The organism is Rhizobium sp. BK529 (assembly GCF_014194105.1).
Classification (GTDB): domain Bacteria; phylum Pseudomonadota; class Alphaproteobacteria; order Rhizobiales; family Rhizobiaceae; genus Rhizobium.
In genome coordinates, this window is sequence record NZ_JACIAU010000004.1 from 196,071 (window position 1) to 210,121 (window position 14,051).

Annotated in this window: 14 protein-coding genes; 7 read left to right on the forward strand and 7 right to left on the reverse strand. The window is 58.6% G+C overall.

Going from position 1 to position 14,051, the window contains the following annotated elements:
* From FHX08_RS23760 to FHX08_RS23770, 3 genes are read left to right on the forward strand one after another with little or no spacing between them, the layout of a single operon-like run.
* Window positions 1–1,608 (forward strand): heme biosynthesis protein HemY, encoded by a 1,608-nt coding sequence (locus FHX08_RS23760; RefSeq protein ID WP_132655736.1) that lies wholly within the window; start codon window positions 1–3, stop codon window positions 1,606–1,608.
* Window positions 1,609–1,626: 18 nt separating this feature from the next.
* Window positions 1,627–2,112, forward strand: a complete 486-nt coding sequence (locus tag FHX08_RS23765) for a TerB family tellurite resistance protein (RefSeq protein WP_132655737.1) — start codon at window positions 1,627–1,629, stop codon at window positions 2,110–2,112.
* A complete protein-coding gene (locus tag FHX08_RS23770; RefSeq protein WP_132655738.1) occupies window positions 2,099–2,845 on the forward strand; it encodes a glutamine amidotransferase in 747 nt (248 codons plus the stop codon). The genes FHX08_RS23765 and FHX08_RS23770 overlap by 14 nt, the downstream gene beginning before the upstream one ends.
* Here FHX08_RS23770 and FHX08_RS23775 read toward each other — a convergent pair.
* On the reverse strand, window positions 2,826–4,070 hold the full coding sequence (locus tag FHX08_RS23775; protein ID WP_132655740.1) for an MFS transporter: 1,245 nt from the start codon (window positions 4,068–4,070) through the stop codon (window positions 2,826–2,828). The genes FHX08_RS23770 and FHX08_RS23775 overlap by 20 nt on opposite strands.
* A gap of 108 nt (window positions 4,071–4,178) precedes the next feature.
* On the opposite strand from FHX08_RS23775, the gene FHX08_RS23780 reads away from it, so the two are divergent.
* Together FHX08_RS23780 and FHX08_RS23785 are read left to right on the forward strand one after the other, a co-directional pair.
* Window positions 4,179–4,511 (forward strand): YggT family protein, encoded by a 333-nt coding sequence (locus FHX08_RS23780; protein ID WP_132656293.1) that lies wholly within the window; start codon window positions 4,179–4,181, stop codon window positions 4,509–4,511.
* On the forward strand, window positions 4,508–4,819 hold the full coding sequence (locus FHX08_RS23785; RefSeq protein WP_132655742.1) for a DUF167 domain-containing protein: 312 nt from the start codon (window positions 4,508–4,510) through the stop codon (window positions 4,817–4,819). Before FHX08_RS23780 ends, FHX08_RS23785 begins: the two co-directional genes overlap by 4 nt.
* Window positions 4,820–4,822: 3 nt before the next feature.
* Here the strand turns inward: FHX08_RS23785 and ppa are convergent, their stop codons facing one another.
* The 4 genes from ppa to FHX08_RS23805 form a co-directional block, all read right to left on the reverse strand.
* On the reverse strand, window positions 4,823–5,359 hold the full coding sequence (ppa, locus tag FHX08_RS23790) for an inorganic diphosphatase (protein WP_112572889.1): 537 nt from the start codon (window positions 5,357–5,359) through the stop codon (window positions 4,823–4,825).
* A 148-nt stretch (window positions 5,360–5,507) separates the two neighbouring features.
* Window positions 5,508–6,014 (reverse strand): GNAT family N-acetyltransferase, encoded by a 507-nt coding sequence (locus FHX08_RS23795; protein WP_132655746.1) that lies wholly within the window; start codon window positions 6,012–6,014, stop codon window positions 5,508–5,510.
* Between the two features lie 199 nt (window positions 6,015–6,213).
* Complete coding sequence (typA, locus tag FHX08_RS23800) at window positions 6,214–8,034, reverse strand: translational GTPase TypA (RefSeq protein WP_132655748.1); 1,821 nt, start codon at window positions 8,032–8,034, stop codon at window positions 6,214–6,216.
* 159 nt (window positions 8,035–8,193) lie between these two features.
* Window positions 8,194–10,284: a M3 family metallopeptidase gene (locus tag FHX08_RS23805; protein WP_132655750.1), complete on the reverse strand. Its 2,091-nt coding sequence runs from the start codon at window positions 10,282–10,284 to the stop codon at window positions 8,194–8,196.
* A gap of 205 nt (window positions 10,285–10,489) precedes the next feature.
* Here FHX08_RS23805 and FHX08_RS23810 point away from each other — a divergent pair, with 205 nt between their 5' ends.
* Window positions 10,490–10,936 (forward strand): hypothetical protein, encoded by a 447-nt coding sequence (locus tag FHX08_RS23810; protein WP_132655752.1) that lies wholly within the window; start codon window positions 10,490–10,492, stop codon window positions 10,934–10,936.
* Here FHX08_RS23810 and FHX08_RS23815 read toward each other — a convergent pair whose 3' ends face one another.
* Window positions 10,937–11,578, reverse strand: coding sequence for a LysE family translocator (locus FHX08_RS23815; protein ID WP_132655754.1), 642 nt, complete (start codon window positions 11,576–11,578; stop codon window positions 10,937–10,939).
* Window positions 11,579–11,716: 138 nt separating this feature from the next.
* A complete protein-coding gene (locus tag FHX08_RS23820) occupies window positions 11,717–12,940 on the reverse strand; it encodes an argininosuccinate synthase (protein WP_132655756.1) in 1,224 nt (407 codons plus the stop codon).
* A 191-nt stretch (window positions 12,941–13,131) separates the two neighbouring features.
* Here FHX08_RS23820 and FHX08_RS23825 point away from each other — a divergent pair, with 191 nt between their 5' ends.
* A complete protein-coding gene (locus tag FHX08_RS23825) occupies window positions 13,132–13,983 on the forward strand; it encodes an SDR family NAD(P)-dependent oxidoreductase (RefSeq protein ID WP_132655758.1) in 852 nt (283 codons plus the stop codon).
* Window positions 13,984–14,051 lie beyond the last annotated feature (68 nt).

Consider the following 14,051-nt stretch of genomic DNA (forward strand, 5'->3'; position numbering starts at 1 on the left):
ATGGTCCGCCTGGTTATCTTCGCGCTCCTGGTCCTCGTCCTCGCCTACGGTTTCTCCTGGCTTGCCGATCGTCCAGGCGATCTGTCGCTGATCTGGGAAGGCCAGATTTATCAGACCAAGCTGATCGTTGCGGCGAGTGCCATCATCGCGCTGGTCGCAGCCGTCATGCTGGCATGGTGGTTCGTCCGCTTGGTCTGGACTTCGCCGCATTCGGTGACCCGCTATTTCCGCGCCCGCAAACGTGACCGCGGTTATCAGGCACTGTCGACCGGCCTCATCGCTGCCGGTGCAGGCAATGCGCTGCTCGCTCGCAAGATGGCGGCGCGCTCGCGCGGCCTCATTCGCGCAGATCAGGAGCCGCTGATTAATCTTCTGGAAGCGCAGGCGGCACTTATCGAGGGCCGCTACGCCGAGGCACGCTCCAAGTTCGAGGCGATGGCCAACGACCCGGAAACGCGTGAGCTCGGTCTGCGCGGTCTCTACCTGGAGGCAAAACGCCTCGGTGCCAACGAGGCCGCCCGCCAATATGCAGAAAAGGCGGCCGACAACGCCCCCTACCTGCCTTGGGCAGCACAGGCGACGCTGGAATATCGCAGCCAGTCCGGTCGCTGGGACGACGCCATCCGCTTGCTGGAACAACAGAAGGCTGCCAAGGTTGTCGAAAAGGCCGAAGCCAATCGCCTGCATGCCGTGCTTCTTACCGCTCGTGCCGATGACAAGCTCGAAAGCGACCCTTCCGGCGCCCGCGACGATGCCCAGCAGGCGCTGAAATTGTCGGCCGATTTCGTGCCCGCCGCCCTCATCGCTGCCAAGGCGCTTTTCCGCGAAGGCGGTATACGCAAGGCCGCATCCATTCTCGAACAGACATGGAAGGCAAAGCCGCATCCCGAAATCGGTCGCGTCTATGTCCGCGCCCGCAGCGGCGATTCCACCCTCGATCGACTAAAGCGCGCCGAGCGGCTGGAAAGCATGCGGCCGAACAACGTTGAGTCTCTTCTCGTCGTCGCCCAGGCGGCACTCGATGCGCAGGAATTTGCTAAGGCCCGCGCCAAGGCCGAAGCCGCCGCCCGCATCGAACCGCGGGAAGCAGCCTTCCTTCTGCTGGCGGATATCGAAGAGGCCGAGACGGGAGATCAGGGCCGCGTGCGCCATTGGCTGGCACAGGCACTGAAGGCGCCGCGCGATCCCTCTTGGGTCGCCGATGGTTTTGTTTCCGACAAATGGCTGCCGGTTTCGCCGGTGACTGGTCGTCTCGACGCCTTCGAATGGAAGGCACCCTTTGGCCAGCTTGAGGGCCCTGTCGAAGAAGGGTCGACGGCCGCTATCGAGACCGCGTTGAAAACCCTGCCGCCGCTGCGTGAAACCCGCCCGGAAAGCGTGGTCAACGACCACCGCATCATCGAGCTGGAACGTGCCGCGACGATTGCCGAATCTGTACGCCCGGCGAGCCCGCCGCCCGCACCGGCAAAAGCTGCCGAACCGTCCATTTCCCGGCCGACCCCTCCCATGCCTGAACCCAAACCCTTCTTTGGTGGCCTTCCGGATGATCCCGGTGTCCGAGACCCCAAGGTGGAACCGGAACCCAAGACACGGCTCCGCCTTTTCTGAAATGGAACGAAAAAACGCATGTTTGAACGATTTCAGGCATTCTTCCAGAATCTGACCGCCGATCGCCCGAGATCAGGCTTCGCCCCGGATGACCCGCGCATCGCGGTTGCCGCGCTCTGTATGCAGGTCATGGAGGCCGACGGCCAGATCAAGGTCAGCGAGAAGAAGCGGTTGCGCAAGCTCCTGAAGGAGCAATATGCACTCGACGGCAAACAGCTCGATGCCCTGATGGCCGCGGGACAGGAGGCCGAGAGTTCGGCGGTTGATTATTTCCGCTTCACTTCTGATCTTAAGAGACATCTCAATACCGAACAGCGTCTGGAACTCATCGGTATTCTCTGGGATATCGTCTATGCCGATGGCGAGCGCAGCGAAATGGAAGACCACGTGATCTGGCGGATTGCCGATCTCCTGGGCGTTTCTTCCCGTGAGCGTATTCAGAAGCGGCAGGAGGCGGCCGCAAGGGTTACGGACGCACGGGTGGTTCAGGATGACGCTGACTGAGAGAAGCATAAGGCGCGACAGGCGCCCTATCCTCATCATTCTTCATCAGGAGCGCTCCAGCCCCGGTCGAGTCGGCCAGCTTCTCATCAAGAAGGGCTACGATCTCGATATTCGCCGCCCGGTACTCGGCGACGCCTTGCCCTCTACGCTCGACGGCCATGCAGGCGCAGTGATTTTCGGCGGCCCAATGAGCGCCAACGATCCCGACGAATTCGTTAAGACGGAGATCGACTGGCTGAAAGTACCGCTCAAGGAAAACCGGCCCTATCTCGGCATCTGCCTCGGCGCACAGATGTTGGCCCGCCAGCTTGGCAGCAAGGTTGCAGCTAATTGCGATGGGTCGACAGAGATCGGCTGGTACCCGCTGCATCCGACAGAAAGGGGGCGATTGCTGATGCACTGGCCGAAAATGGTCTATCACTTCCACCGCGAGGGATTTGAACTGCCGCATGGCGCCGAGCTGCTGGCATCCGGCGATGCCTATCCCAATCAGGCTTTCCGCTATGACGACAACGCCTGGGGTCTGCAGTTCCATGCGGAACTGACAAGGGTGATGATGCACCGCTGGGTTGTCCACGGGGCGCACCGCTTCATTCTGCCGAATGCGCAGCAGGGGCGCGAGCATCTGGAAGGCCGGATGCTGTTCGATGCGCCGCTCAGAGCCTGGCTCGACGATTTCCTGGATATCGTCTTCGAAGGCAAGACGGCCGCCGTTACGCCACTTCTCGCATAGGCGCGGCAAGCGTATCGATCTTCCGCAGTTTCGGGAATCCGATTGCCCAGATTGCGGCAACGGCGAGCGTGCCAATCCCACCGATGATGACGGCAGGGACGGCGCCAAAAACCGAAGCCATGGTGCCCGCGCGGAATTCCCCGAGCTCGTTGGAAGCGCCGACGAAGACCGTGTTGACCGCGTTGACGCGGCCACGCAGATGATCCGGCGTCCAGAGCGCGATCAGGCTTTCACGAACGTAGACGGAGATCATGTCCGCAGCGCCCATGATGGCGAGTGCGGCAATGGAGACTTCGGTATTCGTCGACAGGCCGAAGACAATTGTACCGAGGCCAAAGATGGCTACACCGACGAACATGTACATCCCGGCCTTATGCTTCAGCGGATAAGCGGCAAGGAAAATTGCCATGATGATGGCGCCGACGCCAGGGGCCGATCGCAGCAGGCCGAGGCCCCACGGCCCGAGGGTCAGGATATCGCGCGCAAAGATCGGCATCAGCGCCGTTGCACCGCCGAGGAGGACGGCGAAGAGGTCGAGTGAAATGGCTCCGAGCACCACCTTCTCCTCTCTTATGTAGCGAAAACCACCGAGGATCATGTCCCAGTTCTTTGCCTCGCCTGTCGTCTTTTGTGGTGGCTTGGGAATCATGTAGAGCAGGATCGCACCAAGCGCGGAGAAGATGACGGCAACCCAATAGGCCGTCGAAGCGCTAACACCATAGAGCAGACCGCCGAGCACGGGACCGGTGATGGCCGCCAACTGCCAGGAAGACGAATTCCAGGCGATTGCGTTGGAGAGATCCTTTTCCGGCACCAGATTCGGAGCAAGAGACTGCACAGCCGGCGCCATGAAGGCGCGCTCGATGCCGAAGATCAGCAGCACGACGAAGACTGGTATCGGTGAAAAGCTGCCAGTGATCGTCATCCCCAGGAGCGCCAGCGTGCAGAGCGCACTGACGAGTGAGCAGATCGAAGCGATGGCGCGTCGATTATGCCGATCGGCCACCGAGCCGGTGACAAGGATCAGCACCAGAGACGGAAGGAACTGCACAAGCCCGATCAGACCAAGATAGATGGCACTACCGGTCTGGTCATACATCTGCCAGCCCACGGCGACGCTGACGATCTGCTGCGAGAAGGAGAGCAGGAACCGCGCGAAGAAAAAACGCGTGTAGGACGGATGCCGGAACGCGGCAAAACGATCTCCAGTGGACGAAAGCGACATGAAGCTTTTCCGAGGAAACGGGCGCCAAAGCCATGCAAAAGCGGCCGTTAAACATGATTCACCGTGCATCGGCGCACAGCACTTGCCCGTTTAGTCGCCAATGTCTACATGTCTGTCAACAACGAATTGGAGCCGGAGATGACAGCCCTATTTCAAACCATCCTTTTGGCATTAAATATTTATACTTGGATATTGATCGGAAGCGCCATCTTCTCCTGGCTCTACGCATTCAACGTGATCAACTCCCATAATCAGTTCGTCAACCAGATCGGCACGTTCCTCTACAACCTCACCGAACCAGTTCTGCGTCCGATACGCCGCGTTCTTCCTAATCTTGGTGGCATCGATATCTCACCGATTATCGTTCTGCTGATCATCTTCTTCATCAGCTCTCTCATCAAGACGACCATAGCGCCGGCTTTCGGCGTCCTCCTTTATTGACCGGCACATGGAAGAAATTTGACGATCATATCCGGCTCGCTGTCCGCCTGACGCCGAACGGCGGGCGGGATGCCATTGACGGTATCGAATCCGATGGCGAAGGCGGAATGCTGCTAAAGGCGCGCGTGACCGCCGCTCCGGAAAAGGGAAAAGCCAACAAGGCGCTCATTGCACTCATCGCCAAGTCGCTCGGCATCGCCAAGTCCTCCGTCGAGCTCATCTCTGGCGACACGTCGCGTAATAAAATCCTCCGGATCGATGGCGACCCGGAGGATTTGATCAGAAAGCTCGAAGCTCTCTCAGCCTGAAGATCAGGCTTTTTCCTTCTTGGCCCGCTCGATCGCTTCCAGGATGAGCGCGCCGGCTTCCTTGGAATCGCCCCAGCCGTAGATCTTCACCCACTTGCCGGGCTCCAGATCCTTGTAGTGCTCGAAGAAGTGTTCGATCTGCTTCAGCGTGATTTCCGGAAGGTCGGTATAATCCTTGACCTTCTCGTAGCGCAACGTCAGCTTCGGCGACGGGACGGCAATGATCTTCTCATCCTTGCCCGAATTGTCTTCCATCTTCAGAACGCCGATCGGACGAACGTTGATGACGCAGCCTGGAACGAGCGGGCGGGTGCTGGCGATCAGAACGTCGATCGGGTCGCCATCTTCGGAAAGCGTGTGCGGTACGAAGCCGTAGTTACCCGGATAGGTCATCGGTGTGTAGAGGAAACGGTCAACAACCAGCGTGCCGGCTTCCTTGTCCATTTCATACTTGATCGGATGACCGCCGACCGGCACCTCGACGATAACGTTGACGTCTTCTGGTGGATTCTTACCGATTGAAACGGCGTCGATGCGCATAGGAAACTCCCGCGAGGTTGAATTGCTCGAAGCCAGTTAATCGGTTTCATCTCGCAACGCAACATGCCTCGCAAGCGATGCTTAATACGCGAGGCGCTAGAATATATAATTTCTCTAATGAAAGATGCAGCACCTTCGGCGCTTGCAATCAGTTCCAAACGAAGCCGATCTTTTTAATCTGCTTATGATCGAAATTTTCCATACCTTCGCAGAAATCGATCCCGCCGTGATCACGATAGAAGTTGGCGGCGGTCTCGTTTTCTTCCAGACACCAGACGACCATCCCGTTGCAGCCAAGCGACTTCAGAAGCCGCCGAGCTTCGCCGAAAAGCAGCTTGCCGAGGCCGATGCCCTGATATTCCGGGCGCAGGTAAAGCTCGTAGATTTCGCCTTCTTGCGGCAATGCACGGGCGCGATTAAGCCCAAGAGTCGCATAGCCTGCGACCGTTCCTGCGACATCCAGAACGAGCAAGGTCGCAGGACCGCGTGTCGCCTTGCGCCACCAATTTTCTCCGCGGCGTTCGATCATCTGGGTCAGAGCGCGATGCGGAATGATGCCCGCATAAGTATGCTGCCAGGAAAGCCGATGGGCTTCCGAAATGGCTCGGGCATCATGCGGTTCGGCCCGCCGGACATCGATCGACAACGTCTTCATAACGCTTACTCTGGTCCTGTCGGAGGCGATTAACCATATGCGGCAGCCGCATCGTGATCGATTGCCCACAGACTTGATATGTGGACGACAGAGAAATTTTAACGCTTTTTTAACGATTGTCACAAGCCGGAATCGGCGCGGCGCACAATAAAAAACCCCGGCGCGAAAGCCGGGGTTCTAAACCAGGTATCCAAGGCTCTTAGAGAGAGGCCTTCGACTTTTCGAAACGTTTGCGGTCGTTGGCGTCGAGATACATCTTGCGCAGGCGGATGGACTTCGGCGTCACTTCGACCAGCTCGTCCTCTTGAATCCAGGAGAGAGCCCGTTCCAGGGTCATGCGGATCGGCGGAGTCAGCTTCACGGCTTCATCCTTGCCGGCAGCACGGATATTGGTCAGCTTCTTGCCCTTCAGCACGTTGACCTCGAGGTCGTTGTCGCGCGTGTGGATGCCGATAATCATGCCCATATAGACCTTCTCGCCGGCCTCGATAATCATCGGGCCGCGGTCTTCCAGGTTGAACAGTGCATAGGCAACGGCTTCGCCGGCTTCGTTTGCGAGCAGCACGCCGTTCACACGGCCGCCGATCTCACCCTTGTACGGCTGGTAGCTATGGAACAGGCGATTCATGATCGCCGTGCCCCGCGTATCCGTCAGCAGTTCCGACTGGTAGCCGATGAGGCCGCGGGTCGGCGCGTAGAAGACGAGACGAACGCGGTTGCCGCCCGACGGACGCAGCTCGACCATTTCGGCCTTTCGCTCGGACATCTTCTGAACGACGACGCCGGAATGTTCTTCATCCACGTCGATCAGGACTTCTTCGATCGGCTCCAGAAGCTGACCGGCATCATCCTTGTGCATGACGACGCGCGGACGCGAAACAGCAAGCTCGAAGCCTTCACGGCGCATGTTTTCGATGAGAACCGCGAGCTGAAGTTCGCCGCGGCCGGAGACGAAGAATGAATCCTTGTCAGCGCTTTCTTCGATCTTCAGCGCAACGTTGCCTTCGGCTTCCTTGAACAAACGGTCCCGGATGACGCGGCTGGTGACCTTGTCGCCTTCGGTGCCCGCAAGCGGCGAGTCATTGACGATGAAGGACATTGTAACGGTCGGCGGATCGATCGGCTGAGCCTTCAGCGCTTCGGTGACAGATGGATCGCAGAACGTATCGGCTACGGTGCCCTTCGAGAGGCCGGCGATCGCGACGATATCACCTGCATGGGCCTCTTCGATCGGCTGGCGCTCGATACCGCGGAAGGCGAGGATCTTGGAGATACGGCCTTGCTCGATGAGCTTGCCGTCCTGGCCGAGAACCTTGACGGCCTGGTTCGGCTTGATCGAGCCGGAAGCAATACGGCCGGTGATGATGCGGCCAAGGAAGTTGTTGGCTTCAAGGATCGTGCCGATCATGCGGAACGGGCCTTCTTCGATCTTCGGCTCGGGCACGTGCTTGACGACGAGGTCGAGCAGGGGTGCGAGGCCTTCATCGGTCGGGCCTGCCGGGTCGAAGTTCATCCAGCCGGCGCGACCGGAACCGTAAAGGATCGGGAAGTCGAGCTGTTCGTCGGTTGCGTCGAGAGCGGCAAACAGGTCGAAGACTTCATTGACGACTTCTTCGGCGCGAGCGTCCGGACGGTCGATCTTGTTGATTGCAACGATCGGACGAAGGCCAACCTTGAGCGCCTTGCCGACAACGAACTTCGTCTGCGGCATCGGGCCTTCAGCAGCGTCGACCAGAACGATCGCGCCGTCCACCATCGAGAGAATGCGCTCGACTTCACCGCCGAAATCGGCGTGGCCGGGCGTGTCGACGATGTTGATGCGCGTGTCTTTCCACTCGATCGAGGTCGCCTTGGCAAGAATCGTGATGCCGCGCTCTTTTTCGATGTCGTTGGAGTCCATCACGCGCTCCATGACGCGCTGGTTCTCGCGAAACGAGCCGGACTGCTTCAGAAGCTCGTCGACGAGGGTTGTTTTGCCATGGTCAACGTGCGCGATGATCGCGATGTTGCGAAGTGCCATATGTCATAATCTCTGAGGCTGGGGCGCTACGCCAAGTGGACGCGCCATTTATGTGTGGCGCGCTCTTACCGTTTTTTTCGCGATTGCGAAAGGGGGTGGCACGCGAAAGCTGCGGCGTGGCTGCCACCATGCCGCTTTGCTCTATGTCATCAAACTGTCTTAAGCGTCGCTGCCTGTCAATTCCTCGAAGGTCGCAAGCCCCTTTTTGACGAGCATCGCATCCGGGCTCGGCAGCTTGCCGCGGAAAGCCTTGTAGGCATCTTCCGGGTCAACGGAGCCGCCGATGGAGTAGATATTGTCGCGAAGCTTCTTCGCCATTTCGCCGTTGAAGGCGTCGCCCGTCTCTTCGAAGGCGGCAAAGGCATCGGCATCCAGCACTTCCGACCACATGTAGGAATAGTAGCCGGCCGAATAGCCGCCAGAGAAGATATGCTGGAAATGCGGCGCTGCGTGGCGCATGACGATCGATTTCGGCATGCCGATCTCCGAGAGCACCTCGGCCTGCACCGCCATCGGATCATCCACCTTGTCGCGCGTATGGAAAGCCATGTCGACCAGCGCCGAGGAGGTGAACTCCACCGTGTTGAAGCCGGAATTGAAGGTGCGGGCGGCAAGCACCTTGTCGAGCAGCGCCTGCGGCATCGGCTCTCCAGTCTCGAAATGCACGGCATATTCCTTAAGGATCGCGGGAACCGTCAGCCAGTGCTCGTAAAGCTGCGACGGCAGCTCCACGAAATCGCGCGAGACGCCCGTGCCAGACACCGAAGGATAGGTGACATTGGACAGCATGCCATGCAGTGCGTGGCCGAATTCATGGAACAACGTGCGCGCATCGTCGAGCGAAAGCAGCGCCGGCTTGCCTTCCGCAGGCTTTGCGAAGTTGCAGACATTGTAGATGATCGGCAGCTCGCCCTGATGGCCGTTCTTCAGCGCCAGCTTGTGCTGTGACTGGAACGAGCTCATCCAGGCGCCCGAACGTTTCGAGCTGCGGGCGAAGTAATCACCGAGGAAGAGCCCAACCAGCCTGTCATCCCGGTCGCGGATCTCGAAGACCCGGACATCGGGATGATAGGCGGCAATCCCCTTCTTCTCGACGGCGCGAATGCCGAACAACCGGCCGGCGACGTCGAAGCAGGCATCGATGATCTTTTCGAGCTGCAGATAGGGCTTCAGTTCCGCTTCTGAGAAATTGAACCGTTGCGCCCGGATTTTCTCGGCATAATGGCGCCAGTCCCAAGGCATGACCTCATGGTTCTTGCCCTCGGCCGCGATCAACCCGGCAATATCAGCTTCTTCCTCATGGGCACGCTTCACCGCCCTAGCCCAGACGGCCCGCAACAAGCCGTTAACGGCTTCGGGCGTCTTTGCCATCGTATTGTCGAGCTTCAATTCCGCAAAATTCTCGTATCCAAGGAGCTTCGCCACTTCATCGCGCAGGGCAAGCGTCTCACGAATGATCCCGCGGTTATCGGTCTCGCCGGCATTTTCACCACGCGCCACCCAGGCCTTGAAGGCTTGTTCGCGAAGATCGCGCCTTTCCGAGAAAGTCAGGAAGGGCTCGATGATGGAGCGCGACAGGGTCACAGCATATTTACCGTCCTCGCCACGTTCACGGGCAGCCGCCGCCATAGCGTCACGCAGGAAATCGGGAATGCCGCCAAGTTCGTCTTCGCTTGAGAGGATCAGCGACCAGTTTTTCTCGTCCGCGAGTACGTTCTGCCCGAAGCTCGTGCTGAGGCCGGCGAGCTTTTCATTGATCGAGGCGAGTTTCTCCTGCTCGGTCTTCGGCAGCTTGGCGCCCGATTTGACAAAACCTTTCCAGTGTCGCTCCAGCACGCGTGTTTGCTCCACGGTCAGGCCGAGACTCTCCCGCTTCTCCCAGAGCGCATCGATGCGTCTGAAGAGATCGGCATTCATGCCGATCTTTGAATAATGCCGCGACATCTTCGGCGAGATCTCCCGCTCCAGCGCCTGAATGACATCGTTGGTGTGGGCACCCGCCCGGTTCCAGAAGAGAGCGGAAACGCGCGAGAGCGCATCGCCGGCGATTTCGAGCGCCACAACCGTATTGTCGAAGGTCGGCTCTTCCTTACTCCCGGCGATCTCATCGATCTCTTTTTCGTGCGAGGCAAGCGCCGCCTCGAAGGCAGCGGCGAAATCATCGTCGGCCACAGCGTCAAAACGCGGCAAACCGTGAAGGCCATTCCAGTTGACAAGTGCCTGATTAAATTGGGAGGGAGAAGAAGACATGTGATAGTCCTTTATGCCGGCAAGTGAATTGATAATATAGGGAGGCGGTCACAGAATTGATATGTGGCTGACTCGGACTTTTGCCCGTCCCGCTAAATCTTGTGGGCAAGAATTGATACATAAAAATTAACCAATCGTTAACGATTGACGCGAATCGGCCCGGGACGCTACTTTCCCCTTGATCTTCAGGTAAGAGGACATGCGCATGGAAATTTTTTCCCTGCGGTCTTCTCAGAGTTTGCTATTCAAAAATAATACGAACAATAACGCAAAAAGTTCGAAGACCGCTGATATTACCGTCGAGCCCAAGCCGACCGTCGCCCAGGGCTCGTTCCAGATCGAAGATTTTGATAACCGCCAGGCGATCGATTTCACAGCCGTGAGTGCGGGTGAATTGCGCAGCTATGCGCGCCAAAGGCTCGACAGCGGCTTGATCGACCAGAATACATTTGCCGCAATATCCGAGCCGTTGCCCATGCATGCTATCGATCCACGCGGCAACGTCATTGATCTGTCTAATGTCACTGATGGCACAAGCTTCAACTTCCTGGATTATTACAAGAACCAGCTTCAGATAGCCATGTCGATTGGCGATCCGAATGAGGTTCAGACGCTGAAATCGGTCGTCGGTTTCCTTGTCAGCGAGGCCTGATCAGGCCCTGCGCCAGCCAAGCAGGCCGGGTGTGGCGTGCCAAAGCGCCTGCACGGCAAAGCCCATAAAGAGCACACCCGAGCAGCGCACGATCAACCGCTCATGAGCGCGATAGAAACGGCGCACGACACCGGCGCCGATAATGCCGATCAGGATGATATCAGCGGTGATGAAGCCGACGAAGGAGACGCTGAGCAGCATCGGCAGGGCCTCGAAATCGAGCGCATTTGCCGATCCCGCAACTAGCGCCGTGAAGGTGGCGAGCGCCACCGGATAGCCCTTTGGATTGGTGACACCGAAAATCAGTCCGCGCCGGAACGGCCGTTCCACAACGAGCAGCGCCTGCCCATTAGCCTTCGGCTTGGCGTTGACGGCGCTCCAGCCGATCCAGGCGAGATAGAAACCGCAGGCAAGCCCGAGCAGATCGAAGACAAACGTGCCGATCGTTCGGGCGCCGACAATCGCAACCAGCGCCAGTCCCGACCAGACGAGATCGCCGACGAGATGGCCCATCATGAAAAAGGCGCCTGCCTTGCGCCCCTGCCCGGCACCGATGCCGAGAAGCTGCAGGAAGGCCGGACCGGGAATGAGCACATAGAAAAGCGCCGCCAGAAAGGCGCCGAGAAGCAGGGACTGCGGCATGAAAAGGCTCCGGTGGTGACAACTGCAGCTTATGCCATGCCCTTGCCCCGTCAAGCCATCCGTCGACGGTGCATCAACGGCAAAGAAAAAGCCCGCGCGACAGAGCCGGCAGGCTTTTCGGGATCGGTCTGAGGCGGCTTACTTCTTCAGGTTACGCTTGCCGAGCGTGCGCAGACGCAGCGCGTTGAGCTTGATGAAGCCGGCGGCATCCTTCTGGTCATAGGCGCCCTGATCGTCTTCGAAGGTGACGAGCTTGTCGGAATAGAGTGACTTTTCGCTCTCGCGGCCGACGACCATGACATTGCCCTTGTAGAGTTTCAGCGTCACTTCGCCTTCGACATGCTCTTGGCTCTTGTCGATCAGAGCCTGCAGCATTTCGCGCTCCGGCGAGAACCAGAAGCCGTAATAGATGAGCTCGGCGTAACGCGGCATCAGCTCATCCTTCAGATGAGCTGCGCCACGATCGAGGGTGATCGACTCGATGGCGCGATGCGCAGCAAGCAGGATCGTGCCTCCAGGCGTTTCATAGACACCGCGCGACTTCATGCCGACGAAACGGTTCTCGACGAGATCGAGGCGACCAATGCCATTGTCGCGGCCGTAATTGTTGAGTGTTGCGAGCAGCGTCGCCGGAGACATCTCGACACCGTTGATCGAGACGGCATCACCCTTCCGGAAACCAACCTTGATGATGGTCGCCTTGTCGGGAGCGGCTTCCGGCGAGATGGTGCGCATATGCACATATTCGGGCGCTTCCTGCGCCGGATCTTCCAGAACCTTACCCTCGGAAGAAGAGTGCAGCAGGTTGGCATCAACAGAGAAAGGAGCTTCGCCCTTCTTGTCCTTTGCGACCGGGATCTGATGTTTCTCCGCAAATTCGAGCAGGTCGGTACGGCTCTTGAAGGACCAGTCGCGCCATGGAGCGATGATCTTGATATCAGGATTCAGCGCATAGGCCGAAAGCTCGAAACGAACCTGGTCATTGCCCTTGCCGGTCGCGCCGTGGGCGATCGCATCCGCGCCGGTTTTCCGGGCAATATCGATGAGATGCTTGGAAATCAGCGGCCGGGCAATCGAGGTGCCGAGCAGGTAGACGCCCTCATAGACGGCATTGGCGCGGAACATCGGGAAGACGAAATCGCGCACGAATTCTTCGCGCACGTCCTCGATATAGATCTCCTTGATGCCGAGCATCTCGGCCTTCTTTCGCGCCGGCTCCAGCTCTTCACCCTGGCCGAGATCGGCCGTGAAGGTGACGACTTCAGCGCCGAGTTCGGTCTGCAGCCACTTCAGGATGATCGAGGTATCGAGACCGCCTGAATAGGCGAGCACGACTTTCTTCACGTCTTTGTATGATGCCATGGTGATGAGGTCCGTTACATGAAGGCCGGCGGCAAACCCGCAAGGCCCGGTATCGCGGCACTTTTAGCGAGATTGACGCATGAAGCAAGGGCAACGAGGCAGGCAACGGTATCTCGATAAGGTTTGACAGCGCAAAAGCAGAGCCCATATTCGGCATCGTCCGAACAATGCTCCGAGGAGAGGCCAGTCCCGTGACGAATATTCAAGACATTTTCAAGCAATCCAATGTTGCCGTCGTCACCGGCGGTGCTTCCGGTATCGGCCTTGCTGCCGCAAAGCATTTCGCCAGGGCCGGCATGAGCGTCGTCATTGCCGATCTCCGCGGCGAGAAGCTCGCAAACGCCCGCGCCGAGCTTGAGGCCATCGCTGGCCAGGAACACGTCATGGCCGTCGAGACAGATGTATCGCAGAAAGAGCAAATCGAAGCCCTTGAGCGCGCTGTCATCCAGCGGTTCGGCCGCGTACACGTGCTGATGAACAATGCCGGCATCGGCTCGGAAACCTCGATCTTCAGCGCGCAGGCCAACTGGGACAATATTCTCGCCGTCAACCTCCTCGGTGTCATCAACGGCACACGCGTCTTCGGTCCCGGCATGATCGCCCATAACGAACCCGGCCTCATCATCAATACCGGCTCCAAGCAGGGCATCACGACACCGCCCGGCAATCCCGCCTACAATATCTCGAAAGCTGGCGTGAAGGTTTTCACCGAGGCGCTCGAACATGAACTGCGTAACACTGCGGGCGCAGGCATTTCCGCGCATCTGCTAATCCCTGGTTTTGTCTTCACCGGCCTCACCAAGGGCGACCGCAGCGAAAAACCCGCTGGTGCATGGACGCCGGAACAGACGGTCGATTTCATGGTCGAAAGCCTTGAGCGCGGCGATTTCTATATCCTCTGCCCTGACAATGACGTCGCCCGCCCTGTCGACGAGCGCCGCATGGCCTGGGCGGTGGGCGATATCATCGAGAACCGGCCGCCACTGTCGCGCTGGCACAAGGACTATGCCGATAAGTTCAAGGCCTTCCTCGAACAGAAGTAAACGGCGCCATCACAAGGTTTGATTGGTAATTTTCTGAAAGCCGGATAAGAGATCATCAGATCTTTTCC